Genomic DNA, 18,191 nt, shown 5'->3' with positions numbered 1-18,191 from the left:
CCTGGGCGGTGGTTGAGACACTCCTCGTAGTCGGCGGTCACTATAGAGGTGGACGTTCCGGCCGGGCCATTCTTGCCAACTGAACTTTTTATGCAGGAGTTTGACTGATAGTTAGCCAAACTTGACGGCGAGTGTCGGTCGACGGCAGTCTGTCGCGTGATCTTCAGCGAGGCGGCGCGACAGTGCGGTCCGCAGGGCGGCACGACAGTGCGGGAGGGTGCGATGACCGGGCCGGTGCTCGCGATCGACCAGGGCACGTCCGGCACCAAGGCCCTGGTGGTCTGCCCCGAACGCGGCCTCCTCGGCACCGGGTTCGCCGCCGTGCGCCCCCGCCATCTGCCCGGCGGCCTGGTCGAGGTGGACCCGGCCGGGCTGTACGCCTCCGTGCTCGACGCCGGCCGGTCCGCCCTCGCCGAGGCCGGTGAGCCGGTCGTCGCGCTGGGCCTGGCCAACCAGGGCGAGACCGTCCTCGCCTGGGACCCGGCGACCGGCCGCCCGCTCACCGACGCCCTTGTCTGGCAGGACCGGCGTGCCGAGTCCGTGTGCGCCGAACTCGCCGAGCATGCCGAGGAGTTGCGGGAGCTGTCCGGCCTGCCCCTCGACCCGTACTTCGCGGCGCCCAAGATGGCCTGGATCCGGCGTCACCTCACCCGCGAGGGCGTCGTCACCACCTCCGACGCCTGGCTCGTCCACCGGCTCACCGGCGCCTTCGTCACCGACGCGGCCACCGCCGGGCGCACCCAGCTCCTCGACCTGGACAGCGCGCAGTGGTCACCGCGGGCACTGGGGATCTACGGCCTGTCCGGCGAACGGCTCCCGCAGGCGACCGACAACGCCCAACACATCGGCATGACCACGGCGTTCGGCCCGGAGATCCCGCTCACCGGCTTGATCGTCGACCAGCAGGCCGCCCTGCTCGCACAGCGCGTCACCCGGCCCGGCGGCGCCAAGTGCACCTACGGCACCGGCGCGTTCCTGCTCACGCACACCGGCGACACCCCCCGGCGCGGTACCTCCGGCCTGGTGAGCTGTGTCGCCTGGCGGCTCGCCGGACGCACCAGCTACTGCCTCGACGGCCAGGTCTACACCGCCGCCTCCGCCGTGCGCTGGCTCACCGACCTCGGCGTCATCTCCTCCGCCGCCGACCTGGACCCGGTGGGCGGCGCGGTCCCCGACACCGGCGGCGTCACCTTCGTACCGGCCCTCGCCGGGCTCGCCGCCCCCTGGTGGCGCGGCGACCTGCGCGGCTCGCTCACCGGGCTCGGCCTCGACACCACCGCCGGGCACCTGGTGCGCGCCCTGTGCGAGGGCATCGCCGCCCAGGTCGCCGAACTCGCCGAAGCCGCGGCGGCCGACCTCGGCACCCCCGTGGACACCCTGCGCGTCGACGGCGGCCTCACCCGCTCCGCGCTCCTCATGCAGACCCAGGCCGACCTGCTGCAACGCCCCGTCGAGGTCTCCGCGCTGCCCGACGCCACCGCGCTCGGCGCCGCCGCCCTCGCCCGGCTCGGCGCAGACCGTACGCTGAGCGTCGAACAGGCCCTCCCCGACTGGAAACCCGCCGCCGTGTACGAGCCCCGCATCCCTGCCGAGCAGGCCGCCGAACGCCGCGCCCGCTTCCACGCCGCCGTCACCGCGCTCCTCGGCTCATGACGCCCAGCACGGACACGGCGGTCACCACCGTCACCGCCGCGGGACCGCTGCCCGCGCACACCTACGACGTCGCGGTGGTCGGCGCCGGAGTGGTGGGCTGCGCGATCGCCCGCGAACTCGCCCGCCGCCCCGGCCTGCGCATCGCCCTGGTCGAGGCCCAGGACGACGTCGGCCAGGGCACCTCCAAGGCCAACACCGCCATCCTGCACACCGGTTTCGACGCGACCCCCGGCTCCCTGGAGGCCCGCCTCGTCCGCGAGGGCTACCGGCGGCTGGCCGACTACGCCGCCGAGTCCGGCATCCCCGTCGAACGGGTCGGCGCGCTCCTCGTCGCCTGGGACGAGGAACAACTCGCCACCCTGCCCCGACTGGCCGAGAAGGCCGAGCGCAACGGGTACCACGACACCCGACTCCTCAGCCCGGCCGAGCTGTACGCGCGTGAGCCGCACCTCGGCCCAGGCGCACTCGGCGCGCTCCACGTCCCCGGCGAGAGCATCATCTGCCCCTGGTCGACCACCCTCGCCTACGCCACCCAGGCGGTCCGCGCGGGTGCCCATCTGCACCTCAACACCCGTGTGGAGCAGGCGCATTCGGACATGGGCAGGCACCGGCTGGCCACCACCCGGGGCACCCTGCACGCCCGCCACCTGGTCAACGCGGCCGGGCTGCACGCCGACAGCCTCGACCGGCAGCTCGGTCACGACGACTTCACCGTCACCCCGCGCCGCGGCCAGCTCATCGTCCACGACAAGCTCGCCCGCCCCCTGGTCCGGCACATCCTCCTGCCCGTCCCGACGGCCCTCGGCAAGGGCGTCCTGGTCGCGCCCACCGTGTACGGCAACGTTCTGCTGGGCCCCACCGCCGAGGACCTGGACGACAAGCGGGCCACCGGCTCGACCGCCGAGGGCCTGTCCGCGCTCCGGGAGAAGGGCCGCCGTATCCTGCCCGTACTCCTCGACGAGGAGGTCACCGCCGTGTACGCCGGGCTGCGCGCGGCCACCGAGCACGAGGACTACCGCATCACCGCCCACCCCGAGCAGGCGTACGTCACGGTCGGCGGCATCCGCTCCACCGGTCTGACCGCGTCCCTGGCCATCGCCGCGCACGTCGCCGAGCTGCTGGCGGGCACCGGCCTGGACCTCGGGCCGGTCCGCGAGCCCGGCCCGGTGACCATGCCCAACCTCGGCGAGGCCTTCCCGCGCCCCTACCAGCGGCCCGAACTCATCGCGGCCGACGCGGAGTACGGCACCCTCGTCTGCCACTGCGAGCGCGTCTCCCGGGGTGAGATCCGCGACGCCCTCGCCAGTACGATCCCGCCCCGCACCCCGGAGGGCCTGCGCCGTCGCACCCGGGCCCGGGCCGGCCGCTGCCAGGGGTTCTACTGCGGGGCGGCGGTGCGGGAGTTGTTCGAGGCGGCGCAGCGGGAAGGGGCCGGGGGATGACCACTGTCCGGGACGTCGACGTCCTCGTCGTCGGCGCCGGGCCCGCGGGCCTGGTGGCCGCCGCCCGTCTTGCCGCGTCCGGAGCCGGCCGGGTCGAGGTGCTGGAGCGCGAGCAGCGGGCCGGGGGAGTACCCCGGCACTGCGCCCACGGCGGCTTCGGCACCCGGACACGTCCGCTGACCGGTCCCGCGTACGCCCGCCTGCTGGCGGAGGCCGCCGAGCGTGCGGGCGCCTCGGTCCGGACCGGGATGACCGTGCTGGACTGGGCGGCGGGACAGGGACCGGTCGTCACCGTGGTCGGCCCGACCGGGCCCGAGACGATCGCGGCGCGGGCGGTGGTACTGGCCACCGGCGCCCGCGAACGCCCGCGCTCCGCCCGGCTGGTGCCCGGCACGCGGACCGCCGGGGTGTACACGACGGGTGAACTCCAGCAGGCGGTCCACCTGTTCGGGCAGCGGATCGGCACCCAGGCGGTGGTGGTCGGGGCGGAGGATGTCTCCTACGCGGCTGCCGACACGATCCGCGCGGCCGGGGCCGACGTCGTCGCCCTGGTCACCGAGCACCCGCGCGCACAAAGCAGCTTCACCCGCGTCCAGTCGGCCCGGCTGCGCGACCGTGTCCCGCTGCTGACGAGCACCACGGTCACCGAACTCCTCGGACAGGGCGGCCTGTCGGGAGTCCGGGTACGCCGTCGCGACGGCCGCACTGCCGTACTCCGCTGTGACACCGTCGTGTTCACCGGCGACTTCGTCCCCGACCACGAACTCGCCCGCCGCGGCGGACTCACCCTGGACCCCGGCACGCGCGGCCCCGCCGTCGACGGCTTCCTGCACACCTCACGCGCGGGCGTCTTCGCCGCCGGCAACCTCCTGCACGCGGTGGAGCGGGCGGGCACGGCGGCCGACGAGGGGGCCCGGGCGGCGCGTGCCGTGCTGGAGTTCCTGGCGGGCGCCCCGTGGCCGGACCCCGGCGTTCCCCTGGCCGTGGCCGCGCCCCTGCGCTGGATCGCCCCCAACCGCATTGGTCCAGCCGACCGCGCCGCCCGCTACACCCTGCGCACGGCCGTCCCGCTGAACCGTCCGGTCCTGTACGTCACCCAGGACGGCCGCCTCCTGCACCGCGAGCGCCCGAGCCCCGGCACGGCCCTGCCCAACCGCCCGCTGCTCCTCTCCGCCCGCTGGACCGACCGGGCCGACCCGAAGGGCGGTGAGGTGCGGGTCGGGGTCGGCTGAGCCCGGGCGGGCCCGCACCCGCGGTCACAGCTGCGAGAACGACCCGTGCCGCCCGGCCCCCGCCGCGAAACGCGCCGCGCCCTCCGCGCTCTGCGCCAACACGCCCATGCCGTGCCGGAGTTCGCCGCGCATGGCGGCTTCCTCGGTGAGCCCGTCCTGCTCCAGCACCGACGCCCGGTCGGAGCGCAGGCAGGCCTGCGGGAAGCGGGCGATCTCCGCGGCCAGCGACTCCGCCTCGGCGCGCGCGTGCCCGGTGGGGACGACACGGTTGGCGAGCCCCATCTCGAACGCCTCGCGGGCCGGTACCGGGCGGCCGGTCAGGATCATGTCCATCGCCCGGCTCGTGCCGATCAGGCGGGGCAGCCGTACCGTGCCGCCGTCGATGAGCGGCACGCCCCAGCGGCGGCAGAACACGCCGAACACGGCGTCCTCCTCGGCGACCCGGAGATCGCACCACAGGGCGAGTTCGAGGCCGCCCGCGACGGCGTGGCCCGCGACGGCCGCGACGACCGGCTTGGACAGCCGCATCCGGGTCGGGCCCATCGGGCCGTCCCCGTCCTCGGCGACCCGGTTGCCGCGCTCGGTGCCGATCGCCTTCAGGTCCGCGCCCGCGCAGAACGTGCCGCCCTCGCCCCACAGCACGGCCACCCGGGCGTCGTCGTCGGCCTCGAACGCACGGAAGGCGGCGGCGAGTTCGACGGCGGTGGGGCCGTCCACCGCGTTGCGGACCCCGGGGCGGGAGAGGATGACCGTGGTGACGTGTTCCTTGCGTTCGACGCGGACCGGCACGGGGAGGTCCTCCTTCTCTCGCCGATCAGGCTTCTCGGGCCGATCAGGCATCTCAGGCTTGCAGGGCTTCGCGAGCTGCCGCTCGGAGGGCCACTGTGCCTCAGATGACCTTCATCCGCACCAGTGCCCCCAGCGTCAGCGCTCCCGGCACCAGCGGCACCCACACGGTGATGACCCGGTACGCCAGCACCACCGCGGTGGCCACCGCGGCCGGGCCGCCCACCGCGATCAGCGCCACGATCAGCGCCGCCTCCACGGAACCCAGCCCGCCCGGGGTGGGCACCAGGGCCACCGCGACCGTCGCCGCGAGGTACGCCAGCGCCATGTGTGCGGGCGGCACCGGCAGGTCCAGCGCCTGGCCCACCGCGGTGAGGCCGGCGGCCTGCAGCGCCGGGAAGGCCAGCGAGCCGCCCCACAGAGCGACCGCGCGGGCCGGGCGGGTGTGCACCGACCGCGCCTCGCCGAGGGCGTCCCGCGCGAACGTGATCACGCGCGTGCGCAGCCGTCGTACGAGGGTCACGACGGCGACCGCCACCAGGAGCAGGCCGATCACGCCGAGCAGCAGCGGGAGCGCCGAACCGGCGGGCAGCAGGGGGCCGAGCTGCAGCGCGTCGGGGAACGCGATCAGCAGCGCGGCCAGCAGACCGAGCCGGCCCACGCACTCGGCCAGCAGGAACAGGGCGAGAGCGGCCGAGGAACGGGCGAGGGGCACCCCGCACACGCTCATGAAGCGCAGGTTGACCGCGCTCGCGCCGAGCCCGGTCGGCAGCAGATGGTTGGCGGCGCCCGCGGCGAACTGGGTGGCCAGCAGCCGGCCCTTCGGCAGCGGCTGGAGCACCGCGCCCTGCCGGGAGAACGCGGCGGCGACCCAGGTCAGACAGGTTGCGCCGGCCGCCGCGAGCAGCCACGGCCAGGAGGCGGTGCGCAGCTGGCCGAAGCCCTCGGCGAGCACCGAGCGGTTCCGTACGGCCGCGAAGGCGACGAGTACGAGCGGGACCAGGCACAGGACCTGGCGGACGGGGACGCGTCGGGGAAAGCGTCCAGGGCGGAGCGGGGGGAGCGGGGGAGCGGGGACGGCTGTCACACCGGGAGAGGTTTTCCGCGCCGCGTCAACGGCGGGTGGCTGAATCGCGGACGGCGGCTTACGGACGGGCAGCGGATGAGCGGAGGGAAGCATCGGGGCCTTCGGGTGGGCGGACGCCGGTCGGGATGAAGCGGACGCCGGTCGGAATGAAAGGGAGCCGGCATTGACCTCAACGAAGCTTGAGGTCGTACGTTCTCTTCCATGAGCATGGAGACCACCGCATGGATGCAACTGCACAGCGTGATGAACGCGCAGCAGGAGCGCCGCCCCTTCGCCCGCGCCACGCTGCGCCGCATCGCCGCCTTCGCCCGCCCGCACCGCGCCGGAATCATCCGCTTCGTCCTGCTCGGGGTGGTGACCGCCCTGCTGGCGGTCGCGACCCCCGTGCTGGCCGGCCGCGTCGTCGACGCGATCGTGGCGGGGCACGACTCCGGCAAGGTCGTCCGGCTTTCTCTGCTCATCGCGCTTGTCGCCCTCGCGGAGGCGGGGCTCGGCATCCTCGGCCGGCGCCTGTCGTCGACGCTCGGGGAGGGGCTCATCCTCGACCTCAGAACGGCTGTGTTCGATCATGTGCAGCGCATGCCCGTCGCGTTCTTCACACGTACTCGTACGGGAGCGCTGGTCAGTCGTCTCAACAACGACGTGATCGGCGCCCAGCGGGCCTTCGCCAACACCCTCTCCGGCGTCGTGAGCAACCTGGTCACGCTGCTGCTCACCCTCGCCGTGATGCTCACCCTGTCCTGGCAGATCACGCTGCTCGCGCTGGTGCTGCTGCCGCTGTTCGTGCTGCCCGCCCGGCGCATGGGCAGCCGGATGGCCCGGATGCAGCGGGAGGCGGCGGCGCTGAACGCGGCCATGGGCACCCGGATGACCGAGCGCTTCTCGGCGCCCGGCGCCACCCTGGTCAAGCTGTTCGGCCGCCCGGAGGAGGAGTCGGCGGAGTTCGCGGCCCGCGCCCGCCGTGTCCGTGACATCGGCGTGCGCACCGCGACCGCCCAGTCGGTGTTCATCACCTCGCTCACCCTGGTCTCGTCGCTCGCGCTGGCCCTCGTCTACGGGCTCGGCGGCTGGTTCGCGCTGCGCGGCACCCTGGAGCCGGGCGCCGTCGTGGCCCTCGCCCTGCTGCTGACCAGGCTGTACGCGCCGCTCACCGCCCTCGCTGGCGCCCGGGTGGAGGTCATGTCCGCCCTGGTCAGCTTCGAGCGGGTCTTCGAGGTGCTGGACCTGAAGCCGCTCATCGAGGAGAAGCCGGACGCCCGCGAGGTCCCCGAGGGCCCGGTCGCCGTCGAGTTCGCGGACGTCCGCTTCTCGTACCCCTCCGCCGACCAGGTCTCCCTCGCTTCCCTGGAGGAGGTCGCCGCCCTCGACACCCGCGGCGGCAGCGAGGTCCTGCACGGCGTCTCCTTCCGCGCCGAGCCCGGCCAGACCGTCGCCCTCGTCGGCTCCTCCGGCGCCGGAAAGTCCACGATCGCCCAGCTCCTGCCGCGCCTGTACGACGTCGACACCGGCGCCGGCGCCGTCCGTATCGGCGGGGCCGACGTACGCGACCTCACCGCCGCCTCGCTGCGGGCCACCCTCGGCATGGTCACCCAGGACGGACACCTCTTCCACGACACGGTCCGGGCCAACCTGCTGCTCGCCCGCCCGGAGGCGACCGACGAGGAGCTGTGGGACGCCCTGGGCCGCGCCCGCCTCGCCGAGGTCGTGCACACCCTGCCCGACGGCCTGGACACGGTGGTCGGTGAGCGCGGCTACCGGCTCTCCGGCGGCGAGCGCCAGCGCATGACGATCGCCCGGTTGCTGCTGGCCCGCCAGCGCGTGGTGATCCTGGACGAGGCCACCGCCCACCTGGACAACACCTCGGAGGCGGCCGTGCAGGAGGCGCTCACGGAGGCCCTGGAGGGCCGCACGGCCGTGGTGATCGCCCACCGCCTGTCCACCGTCCGCGCCGCCGACCAGATCCTGGTGGTGGAGGCCGGCCGGATCGTGGAACGGGGAACGCACGAGGAGCTGCTCGCGGCCGACGGGCGGTACGCGGAGCTGTACCGCACCCAGTTCGCCCAGCGGGGGGACGAGGTGACGGCGGTCTGAGGGTCTTCTGGGGTCCTTCCGAGGTCCTTCTGAGAGGGACAGGGCGGGGCTGCTCCTGCCGCGCCGCTGCCCGGTGCCGGGGAAACACGGTTTCCCCGGCACTTCCTTTTGTACGGGGTGAGTTGATGCCGTACCCCTTGACCGGAACTGGTCTGTACCTTTAGCTTCACGCCTTAAACAAAGCCTGCGGAGTCGCGCTCGACGCCCAGTTCTTTCCCGGGTGTTGAACGCGACTCCGCCGCCCCCCACGCGAAAGGCCACCGCTTCCCATGGGCAAACCCCTCCCCGCAGCCCTGTCCCTCGCCGTGCTGACCCTCTCGGCCGGCCTGCTCACCGCCTCCCCGGTGCAGGCCGCCACCGGCGCCATCACCGGGCTGGCCGGCAAGTGTCTCGACGTCGCCGGGGCCAACTCCGCCGACGGCACGGCCGTACAGCTCTACGACTGCAACGGCACCGCCGCCCAGCAGTGGACGGTCGGCACCGACGGCACCATCCGCGCACTCGGCAAATGCCTCGACGTGACCGGCAATTCGACCGCCGACGGAGCCAAGGCGCAGCTGTGGACCTGTACCGGCGGCGCCAACCAGAAGTGGACCGTCACGGCCGCCCACGACATCGTCAACCCGCAGGCGGACAAGTGCCTGGACGTCACCGACAACAACTCCGCCAACGGCGCCCGCGCCCAGATCTGGAGCTGCACCGGCGGGGCCAACCAGAAGTGGACCGCGCCCGCGGCGGGCGGCGGCACCCCCTCCGCGCCGATGGCCGTGGCACCGTACCTGTACAACGGCTGGGGCAGCCCGCCGAACCCGAGCACGATCACGAGTGCCACCGGCGTCAAGTGGTTCACGCTCGCCTTCGTGCTCAGCAACGGCTACTGCAACCCCCAGTGGGACGGCAGCCGCCCGCTCACCGGCGGGGTCGACCAGCAGACCGTGAACACCGTGCGGGCAGGCGGCGGTGACGTGATCCCGTCCTTCGGCGGCTACAGCGGCAACAAGCTGGAGAGCTCCTGCTCCAGCGCGGGTGAACTCGCCGCCGCCTACCAGAAGGTGATCAGCGCCTACGGCCTGAAGGCGATCGACATCGACATCGAGGCCGACGCCTACAGCAACGCCACCGTCCAGCAGCGGACCGTCGACGCGCTGAAGACGGTGAAGGCCGACAACCCCGGCCTGAAGGCGTACATCACCATCGGCACCGGACAGAGCGGACCCGACACCAGCCTGATCAACCGAGCCGCGGGCTCCGGGCTGACCGCGGACGCCTGGGCCATCATGCCGTTCGACTTCGGCGGCGCCGGACAGAACATGGGCAACCTCACCACGCAGGCCGCCGAGGGTCTCAAGAACGCGCTGAAGAACGCCTATCACTACAGCGACGACCAGGCCTACCGGGACATGGGCATCTCGTCCATGAACGGCATCACCGACCAGAACGAGACGGTGACCGTCAACGACTTCCGGACCATCCTCGCCTACGCCCAGCAGCACCACCTCGCCCGGCTCACCTTCTGGTCCGCCAACCGCGACCGCCCCTGCACCGGCGGCCCCGCCGACAGCTGCTCCGGCGTCGCCCAGAACGCCTGGGACTACACGCGCGTCTTCGCCGGCTACACCGGCTGACCCCCCACCCTCCCCGCAAGGAGAACCCGTGCTACGCCTCCCCTGGCGCCGCAGATCAACGGCCGTCACCCTGCTGGCTGTTGCCGCCGCGTCCCTGCTGACCGCGGGCCCCACGCACGCGGCGGCCACCGCGCTGCCCAGCGGCTTCGCCACCCTCCTCGACGCCGCGAGCGGCAAGTGCCTGGACGCCAAGGCGGCCGGCACCGCCAACGGCACCGTCGTGCAGCAGTACGCCTGCAACGGCACCACCGCCCAGCAGTGGAGCTTCACCGCGACCGGCGACGGCTACGTCCGCATCAACAACGGCAACAACACCGGTCAGGTCGTGGACGTCACCGACGTCTCCACCGCCGACAACGCTCCCATCCAGCTGTGGAGTTACGGCAGCGGCGCCAACCAGCAGTGGCTGCCGGTCGACGAGGGCGGCGGCGCCTACCACTTCGTCAACCGGGGCAGCGGAAAGTGCCTGGACGATCCCGGCGCCTCGACCGCCGACAGCGTGCAGTTCATGCAGTACACCTGCAACGGAACGGCCGCCCAGCGCTTCCAGGTGGTCCCCGTGACCCAGTCCACGAGCAACCCGGACCTCGGGCCGAACGTGGTCGTCTTCGACCCGTCGATGTCCGCCTCGGCCATCCAGAGCAGACTGGACTCCCTCTTCAAGCAGCAGGAGTCCAACCAGTTCGGATCCCAGCGCTACGCCGTCCTGTTCAAGCCCGGCGCCTACAACGCGGACGTCAACGTCGGTTTCTACACCCAGGTGCTTGGCCTCGGCCTCACCCCGGACGCGGTCTCGGTCAACGGCGCCGTGCACGCGGAGGCCGACTGGTTCGGGGGCAACGCGACACAGAACTTCTGGCGCGGCGCCGAGAACCTGTCGGTCAACCCGACCGGCGGGGGCGACCGTTGGGCCGTCTCGCAGGCAGCGCCCTACCGCCGTATGCACCTGCGCGGCAACCTCGCCCTGGACGACGGCGGCTGGTCCAGCGGCGGCTATCTCGCCGACAGCCTGGTCAACGGGCAGGTCAACTCCGGAACCCAGCAGCAGTGGCTGACCCGCAACTCCCAGCTGGGCGGCTGGACCGGGTCCAACTGGAACATGGTGTTCGTCGGCAGCCAGGGCGTGCCCGCCACCAGCTTCCCCAACCCGCCGTACACGACGGTCGCGCAGAGCCCGGTCAGCCGCGAGAAGCCGTTCCTGTACGTCGACGGATCCGGCGCCTACCAGGTGTTCGTGCCCGCGCTGCGCTCCAACTCCACCGCCACCAGCTGGGCGAGCGGCAGCCCGGCCGGCACCTCGCTCCCGCTGAGCCAGTTCTACGTCGTCAAGCCCGGCGCCACCGCGGCCCAGATCAACGCCGCCCTCGCGGCGGGCCAGGACCTGCTGGTCACCCCCGGCGTCTACCACCTCGACCAGACCCTGAAGGTGACCCGCCCCGACACCGTCGTCCTGGGCCTCGGCCTCGCCACCTTCGTCCCGGACAACGGCATCACCGCCGTGTCCGTCGCCGACGCCGACGGCGTCAAGATCGCGGGCCTGCTCTTCGACGCCGGCACCACCAGCTCGAAGACCCTCGTCGAGGTCGGGCCGGCCGGCTCCACCGCCTCCCATGCGGCCGACCCGACCTCCCTGCACGACGTCTACTTCCGCGTCGGCGGTGCGGGCGTCGGCAAGGCCGCCACCGGCCTCGTCGTCAACAGCTCCGGCGTCATCGGCGACCACATGTGGATCTGGCGCGCCGACCACGGCAGCGGCGTCGGCTGGACCAGCAACACGGCGGACACGGGTCTCGTCGTCAACGGCGCCGACGTGACCATGTACGGCCTGTTCGTGGAGCACTTCCAGAAGTACCAGGTTGTGTGGAACGGCAACGGCGGGCGCACCTACTTCTTCCAGAACGAGATGCCCTACGACCCGCCGAACCAGGCGGCCTGGATGAACGGCTCCACCCAGGGCTACGCCGCCTACAAGGTCGCCGACTCGGTCACCAGCCACCAGGCGTACGGCCTCGGCAGCTACTGCTACTTCAACGTCAACCCGAGCGTCACCGCCGCCCACGCCATCGAGGCACCGAACCACCCGAACGTCCGCTTCATCAGCATGGTCACCGTCTCCCTCGGCGGCACCGGCACCATCAGCCATGTCGTCAACAGCACGGGAGGACCGTCCAACTCCACGACCAACGTGGCGAATCTCGTCCGCTACCCGTAGCGACACCGCCCCTGCCCGGCCGGGCCGATTGGCCCGGCCGGGTTCGGGGGAAGGGGAGGGTGCCGGAGGAGGGAACGCGGAGATGCACGACGGGCACGCCTTGTTGCGGGTGCTGGCGGTGGACGACGAGGAGCCCGCCCTCGCGGAGCTGGTGTACCTCCTGGAGGAGGACCCGCGGGTCGGCAGCGTGGTGCCCGCCCTGACGGCGACCGACGCGTTGCGTCTGCTGGGCCACGCGATGCAGCAGGGCCCGCACGGCACGGCGGCCATCGACGTCGTCTTCCTCGACATCAGCATGCCCGGCCTGACCGGCCTCGAACTTGCAGGCCTGCTGGGCGGGTTCGCCACCCCGCCGCTCGTCGTCTTCGTCACCGCCCATGAGGACCACGCGGTCCGCGCGTTCGACCTCAAGGCCGTGGACTACCTGCTCAAACCCTTGCGCAAGGAGCGCTTCGCGGAGGCCGTACGACGCGTCGCCGAACGGGCCCGGGCGGGGGTGCCCAGGCCGCCGGAGCAGGACCTGGTGCACGCTTCCGGCGACCAAGTGCCCGTGGAACTGGGCGGCGTGACCCGGTTCGTGCCCATCGCCGACATCACCTGCGTGGAGGCACACGGCGACTACGCGCGCCTGCACACCCCGCGCGGCAGCCACCTGGTGCGCATCCCGCTGTCCACGCTGGAGGAGCAGTGGCGCTCCCGCGGGTTCGTCCGGATCCACCGCAGCCACCTCGTGGCCCTCGGCCGCATCGAGGAACTGCGCCTGGACGGCGGCAACCTGAGCGTGCGGATCGGCGACCGCGTCCTCGCCGTGAGCCGGCGCAACGCCCGGGAACTGCGGGATCTGCTCGCCAGCCGCGCCAAAGGGGCGGCGGACTCGGCGAGTTGAGCGCGTCCGACGTCTATCTCACCGATGCGGTGCTGCGTACACTCGCCGCAACAAGGTGATCACCGCGGCGTCGGGGGTGCGTCATGGGTGCGGAATCCGTCCCTCGCAGAGAGGTGGTCACCGGAGAGCCGCGCACCGCACCGGCCGGCCGCACGGCGACGATCCGCCCCGTGGCCACGGACGACGACACCACCGTACGCATGCTGATGCGCCGCCAGATGCGCGCCGCGCTCACCACGACGGCCCTGCTCACCGCCGTGCTGGGCCTGCTCCCCGTGGCCTTGCGCGTCCTGCCCCGGCCCGGCGTGCCGTTCGCCGTCTGGCTCGTGCTGGGCGTGGTGCCGTATCCGGCCCTGCTCGGCACAGGGGTCTGGTACGTCCGCCGTGCCGAGCACAACGAGGGCGACGTGACCCCCCGTTGAACCAGACCTACGGAGTCGCCGGCGCGTCGGCCGTGGTCCTCGCCACGGTGCTCCTCGGAGCGCTCGGCCTGCGGATCTCCCGTACCACCTCCGATTTCTACGTCGCCTCGCGCAGCGTCCCGCCCCGGCTCAACGCCTGCGCGGTCAGCGGCGAGTACCTGTCCGCCGCCTCTTTCCTCGGCGTCGCCGGACTCGTCCTCGCGCAGGGCGTCGACATGCTGTGGTTCCCCATCGGCTACACCGCCGGATTCCTCGTCCTGCTGGCCTTCGTCGCCGCTCCGTTGCGCCGCTCCGGCGCTTACACCCTCCCGGACTTCGCCGAGGCCCGGCTGGAGTCCCGGGCCGTGCGGCGGATCGCGAGCGTGCTGGTCGTCGGGGTCGGCTGGCTGTATCTGCTGCCCCAACTGCGCGGCGCCGGGCTGACGTTGCGGCTGCTGACCGGTGCGCCCGGCTGGCTCGGCGGGCTGATCGTCGCCGCCGTCGTGACCGGGGCGGTGGCCGCGGGCGGCATGCGCAGCATCACCTTCGTGCAGGCCTTCCAGTACTGGCTGAAACTCACCGCGCTGTTGGTGCCCGCGGTGTTCCTGCTGCTCGCCTGGCGCTCCGACCACGTGCCGACGCCCGCCTGGGACGAACGGCCCGCCTTCCAGCGCTCCACCGAGGTGCGCGCCTACCGGCCGCTGACCTTCACCGTCCGCGAACCGGTCCGTGTCACCGCGACCGGCACCGTCGACGGCCGGGCCCGCAAGGGCGGTGCCCTCACGCTCGCCGAGGGCACCCACCGGACCGGCGCCGACACCACCCTGCGCTTCCCGGCCGGCGCCCAAGTGCCCCGGCCGGCCGGCGCCGACGACCGCGCGTCGAGCTGGGCCAGGCCGCTGTCGGCGAGCCGCGGACAGCACGGCCTGTACGCCACCTACGGGCTGATCCTCGCCACCTTCCTCGGCACCATGGGCCTGCCGCATGTCGTCGTCCGCTTCTACACCAACCCCGACGGTCGCGCCGCCCGCCGCACCACCGTCAGCGTGCTGGGCCTGCTCGGCGCGTTCTACCTGCTGGTTCCCGTCTACGGCGTCCTCGGCCGGCTCTACGCCCCCGACCTGCTGCTCACCGGAGACACCGACGCCGCGGTCCTCGTCCTGCCGCAGCGGCTGCTCGGCGGGGCGGGCGGCAACCTGCTGGGTGCGCTGGTCGCGGGCGGCGCGTTCGCGGCGTTCCTGTCCACCGTCTCCGGACTCACCATGTCCGTCGCCGGCGTGCTCGCCCAGGACGTGCTGCCGACCCTCGGCATCCGGCACTTCCGGCTCGCGACCCTGCCGGCGATCGCGGTGCCCACCGCCGCCAACGCCGTCGTCGGCGACCTGCCGGTGGCCGACGCCGTCGGCCTGGCCTTCGCGGTGTCCGCCTCCTCGTTCTGCCCGCTGCTCGTCCTCGGGATCTGGTGGCGCGGCCTGACCCCGCCGGGCGCGATCGCCGGACTGCTCCTCGGCGGCGGCTCGGCGCTCACCGCGGTGACCGTCACCATCGCGGGCGTCGTCCGCTCCGGCTGGCTGCACACCCTGCTGGCCTGGCCCGCGGTCTGGTCGGTCCCCGTGGGCTTCACGGCCATGGTCCTGACCTCCCTCGCCACCCGCCACCGCGTCCCACCCGGCACCGGCACCACGATGGCCCGGCTGCACCTGCCCGAACCGGCCCCGACGCCCCTCCAGGGCCCGGGGGAACCGGCCGGACGGCGCCGCCCATGAGCGCCCTCGGGGCCGTCCTCCTCGCCCTGGCCGGGCTCGCCCTGTTCGCACTGGGCGCCGCCCTCGCGCACGCCGCCGCCCGCCGGCAGCAGGAGGACGCGGCCGGCCCCGGCACCCCCGTCGAACGCGCCACCTTCCACACCCTGCACACGGCCTCGCTCGCCGCCCCCGCGCTGCGCGCCGGCCTCACCCCGGACACCGCCCGCAAGGCCGTACGCCGGCTGCGCCCGCTGCTCGGCACGCTCGCGCTCGCCCTCGCCGACCAGGACGCCGTGCTGGCCTGGGACGGCACGGGCGACCACCACCGCGAACAGCTGGCGGCACCGCTCGCCCTCGCCCTGCGCACCGGCCGTACCCAGACCTTCCCGCTGCCCTGTGTCCGGGACACCTGCCCCGTCCGCTGGGCGGTCCTGGTGCCGCTGCGGGTCGACGGCCGGGCCGGCGGCGCGCTGGCCGCGTTCGGCGAGCGGGAGTCCGCCGTCCTCGTCCGGGCCGCCGAGGAGGTCGGCCGCTGGGTGTCGGTGCAGCTCGAACTGGCCGACCTCGACCGGGCCCGCTCGGACGCGATCGAGGCGGAGGTCCGGGCCCTGCGCGCCCAGATCTCCCCCCACTTCATCTACAACTCCCTCGCGAGCATCGCCTCCTACGTCCGCACCGACCCGGAGAGGGCCCGTGAACTCCTTCTGGAATTCGCGGACTTCACCCGCTACTCCTTCCGTCGCGACGGTGACTTCACCACGCTCGCGGAGGAGCTGCGCTCCATCGAGCAGTACCTGGAACTCGCCCGCGCCCGCTTCGGCAGCCGCCTCCAAGTGACGCTCCGGATCGCCCCGGAAGTCCTCCCCGTCACGCTGCCGTTCCTGTGCCTGCAACCCCTCGTGGAGAATGCGCTCAAGCACGGCCTGGAGGAGTCCGTCGACCGTGGCCGCATCGCGATCGTCGCGGAGGACGAGGGCACCGAGGCCCGGGTCGTCGTCGAGGACAACGGCATCGGCATGGAACCGGAACGCCTCCGCGCGATCCTGCGCGGCACGGCCGGCCCCGCCACCGGCATCGGCCTGAGCAACGTCGACCGCAGACTCCGTCAGGTCTACGGCGACGAGCACGGCCTCGTCATCGAGACGGGCGTCGGAGCCGGCACTAAGATCACGGTCCGCATCCCGAAGTTCCGCCCCGGCGTGAAATGAAGCCGTCACGCCACCGGGGTACCGACCGGCTGCGGTGCCGGCAGGGTGCGGGCGATCTCCTCCATGATCGTGCGCGTCGCGGTGTGGACGAAGAAGTGGCCGCCGGGCAGCATCCGCAGCCGGGACCCGCTGGACGACTGCCGGCGCCAGCCATGCAGTCGGGCCGGGTTGACCAGGGCGTCGGCCGTGCCGCCGAACACCGTCAGGGGCACCGGCAGCGCGGGGCCGTCCAGGTACTCGTAGTTCTCCAGCACCGAGAAGTCGGCGCGCAGTGTGGGCAGCATCAGCTCCATCAACTCGGCGTCGTCCAGGACCTCCTGGGGGGTGCCGCCGAGGGTGCGTAGTTGCTCCATCACGTCCTCGTCCGGTGCGTCGTGGATCGGCGGCCGGTAGGAGGGCGTGTCGGGCGCGGAGCGGCCGGACACGAACAGGTGGGCGGGCAGCGGCCGGCCGCGCCGGAGCAGGGTCCGCGTCAGTTCGAAGGCGAGCAGACTGCCCATGCTGTGGCCGAAGACCGCGAACGGCCGGTCGAGGAACGGCTCGACGGCGTCGGCCAGCCCGTCCACCAGCGGGCGCAGTCTGCTGATCGGGGCTTCGCCGAAGCGGCCACCGCGGCCGGGCAGCTCCAGGGGGCATATCTGGATGTGCTCGGGCGCGTGCGCGTGCCACTCGCGGTACGCCGCAGCGCTGCCGCCGGCGTACGGGAGACAGAACAGCCGGTAAGCGGCGTGTTCCTGAGGCACCCAGCGGCCGAACCACGGGTTGTTCACTTCACTTCTCCTTCACAGCTCGGCACCGGCGGTCACGTCGGCGGGGTCGGTTCCACGGCGGTGCGGTGAGCGCGCTCAGCCGCCGGTGCCGGTTTCCACCAGCTTCAGGGCGCGGGAGGGGCAGCGCCCCACCACACCCCGGACGGCCGTGACACGCTCGGCCGGTGGGTCGGACCGCAGCACCAGCACGGTGCCGTCGTCGTCGGACTGGTCGAACAGGTCGGGCGCGGACAGCGCGCACATGCCCGAACTGACGCATACATCGGGGTCGGCCTCGATGCGCATGCTCGTCGTCGCTCCAGGTCTCGTGGCACGGGAAAAGGCTGCGCAGAAATGGTCTATACGGGTTTTGGATCCCTCTAAAATGACGACCTGACCTTGCAAGAATAGGGCGGGGCCAGTCAAGAGCTGCAAGTGTTCGGTGACCAACGGGCGTCGCGTCGGGTAATTCGCGGTCGGCCCGGCTCTGTCGACGTCGTCGCGGAAGCGGACATACCCGCCCTGCCCCGGGCACCCTGAACAAGTGTCAACTTCTCGCCATGTGCGCATAGTTGGCGACGTCCCGAAGTTCCGGTGCGGCGAGTAGCGCGTTGTTGGACAGGTCGCCCTGATCAGGCCACCCGAGCGTGGCTGGCCGGAAACCTGTGCAGGAGACAGTCTGTTCGCGTTCGCAGGCCGAGAAGAACGCGCGTAGATCGAGGTTCCCTGCTACTGCTCCACTCCTTGACACTCGTGTCGGGAACGGCCGATATTAAGCCGTAAGAACGTTCTATTGTTGCCGGTCCTTCGAGGAGGACTCCATGCATGAGGGCGGACGAAACAAACGACTCAGTGACCGCTGGGGCAGCGGTATTGAGCCTGGCGCCGGTGTCCGCCGCTGGAGTCTCCAGGACGGCCTCGCCCTCCCGCCGTGCCGGGTACCGGGCGCACCTCACCTGTTGGTGAGCTGATCACGGGAGGGTGCCCGGCAGAGCTGTGACCGAATCGGCACAGCTCCACCGCCGCACGCCCGGCCACGCATCAAGGCGGGCCGGCATTCCCGCGCGCTCCCCC

At 72.7% G+C, this 18,191-nt stretch carries 14 protein-coding genes; 10 read left to right on the top strand and 4 right to left on the bottom strand.

The window, feature by feature from the left end:
• The first annotated feature begins 222 nt into the window (after positions 1 to 222).
• Genes ACWD35_RS11930 through ACWD35_RS11920 form a run of 3 tightly spaced genes read left to right on the top strand, consistent with a single transcriptional unit; the run spans position 223 to position 4,327 of the window.
• On the top strand, positions 223 to 1,653 hold the full coding sequence (locus ACWD35_RS11930; protein WP_451351045.1) for an FGGY family carbohydrate kinase: 1,431 nt from the start codon (positions 223 to 225) through the stop codon (positions 1,651 to 1,653).
• Positions 1,650 to 3,095: an FAD-dependent oxidoreductase gene (locus ACWD35_RS11925; protein WP_451351044.1), complete on the top strand. Its 1,446-nt coding sequence runs from the start codon at positions 1,650 to 1,652 to the stop codon at positions 3,093 to 3,095. Before ACWD35_RS11930 ends, ACWD35_RS11925 begins: the two co-directional genes overlap by 4 nt.
• Complete coding sequence (locus tag ACWD35_RS11920; protein WP_451351043.1) at positions 3,092 to 4,327, top strand: NAD(P)/FAD-dependent oxidoreductase; 1,236 nt, start codon at positions 3,092 to 3,094, stop codon at positions 4,325 to 4,327. The genes ACWD35_RS11925 and ACWD35_RS11920 overlap by 4 nt, the downstream gene beginning before the upstream one ends.
• 24 nt (positions 4,328 to 4,351) lie before the next feature.
• Here the strand turns inward: ACWD35_RS11920 and ACWD35_RS11915 are convergent, their stop codons facing one another.
• Both ACWD35_RS11915 and ACWD35_RS11910 read right to left on the bottom strand, forming a co-directional pair.
• Complete coding sequence (locus tag ACWD35_RS11915) at positions 4,352 to 5,116, bottom strand: crotonase/enoyl-CoA hydratase family protein (protein WP_451351042.1); 765 nt, start codon at positions 5,114 to 5,116, stop codon at positions 4,352 to 4,354.
• 100 nt (positions 5,117 to 5,216) lie between these two features.
• Positions 5,217 to 6,200, bottom strand: coding sequence for a lysylphosphatidylglycerol synthase transmembrane domain-containing protein (locus ACWD35_RS11910; protein WP_451351041.1), 984 nt, complete (start codon positions 6,198 to 6,200; stop codon positions 5,217 to 5,219).
• 207 nt (positions 6,201 to 6,407) lie between these two features.
• On the opposite strand from ACWD35_RS11910, the gene ACWD35_RS11905 reads away from it, so the two are divergent.
• From ACWD35_RS11905 to ACWD35_RS11875, 7 genes are all read left to right on the top strand, one after another.
• The gene (locus tag ACWD35_RS11905; protein WP_451351101.1) at positions 6,408 to 8,291 is read left to right on the top strand and encodes an ABC transporter ATP-binding protein; all 1,884 of its coding nucleotides are present in this window, start codon (positions 6,408 to 6,410) and stop codon (positions 8,289 to 8,291) included.
• Positions 8,292 to 8,560: 269 nt separating this feature from the next.
• The gene (locus ACWD35_RS11900) at positions 8,561 to 9,916 is read left to right on the top strand and encodes a lectin (RefSeq protein WP_451351040.1); all 1,356 of its coding nucleotides are present in this window, start codon (positions 8,561 to 8,563) and stop codon (positions 9,914 to 9,916) included.
• 28 nt (positions 9,917 to 9,944) lie between these two features.
• A complete protein-coding gene (locus ACWD35_RS11895; protein ID WP_451351039.1) occupies positions 9,945 to 12,128 on the top strand; it encodes an RICIN domain-containing protein in 2,184 nt (727 codons plus the stop codon).
• 100 nt (positions 12,129 to 12,228) lie between these two features.
• Positions 12,229 to 13,014 carry a LytR/AlgR family response regulator transcription factor gene (locus ACWD35_RS11890; RefSeq protein ID WP_451351100.1) on the top strand — a complete coding sequence of 262 codons (786 nt, stop codon included), beginning with the start codon at positions 12,229 to 12,231 and terminating at the stop codon, positions 13,012 to 13,014.
• Between the two features lie 83 nt (positions 13,015 to 13,097).
• Positions 13,098 to 13,436 carry a hypothetical protein gene (locus ACWD35_RS11885; protein ID WP_451351038.1) on the top strand — a complete coding sequence of 113 codons (339 nt, stop codon included), beginning with the start codon at positions 13,098 to 13,100 and terminating at the stop codon, positions 13,434 to 13,436.
• Complete coding sequence (locus ACWD35_RS11880) at positions 13,433 to 15,181, top strand: sodium/solute symporter (RefSeq protein WP_451351037.1); 1,749 nt, start codon at positions 13,433 to 13,435, stop codon at positions 15,179 to 15,181. The genes ACWD35_RS11885 and ACWD35_RS11880 overlap by 4 nt, the downstream gene beginning before the upstream one ends.
• Positions 15,178 to 16,368, top strand: a complete 1,191-nt coding sequence (locus tag ACWD35_RS11875) for a sensor histidine kinase (RefSeq protein WP_451351036.1) — start codon at positions 15,178 to 15,180, stop codon at positions 16,366 to 16,368. The genes ACWD35_RS11880 and ACWD35_RS11875 overlap by 4 nt, the downstream gene beginning before the upstream one ends.
• A gap of 5 nt (positions 16,369 to 16,373) precedes the next feature.
• On the opposite strand, the gene ACWD35_RS11870 is transcribed toward ACWD35_RS11875, so the two are convergent.
• Together ACWD35_RS11870 and ACWD35_RS11865 are read right to left on the bottom strand one after the other, a co-directional pair.
• Positions 16,374 to 17,138 (bottom strand): thioesterase II family protein, encoded by a 765-nt coding sequence (locus tag ACWD35_RS11870; protein ID WP_451351035.1) that lies wholly within the window; start codon positions 17,136 to 17,138, stop codon positions 16,374 to 16,376.
• Between the two features lie 75 nt (positions 17,139 to 17,213).
• Entirely contained in the window at positions 17,214 to 17,423 is a 210-nt protein-coding gene (locus ACWD35_RS11865; protein ID WP_451351034.1) for a ferredoxin, read from the bottom strand.
• Positions 17,424 to 18,191: the final 768 nt, after the last annotated feature.

Source organism: Streptomyces sp. NPDC002671 (assembly GCF_053592475.1).
This window is presented reverse-complemented; position numbering and strand designations above follow the sequence as displayed.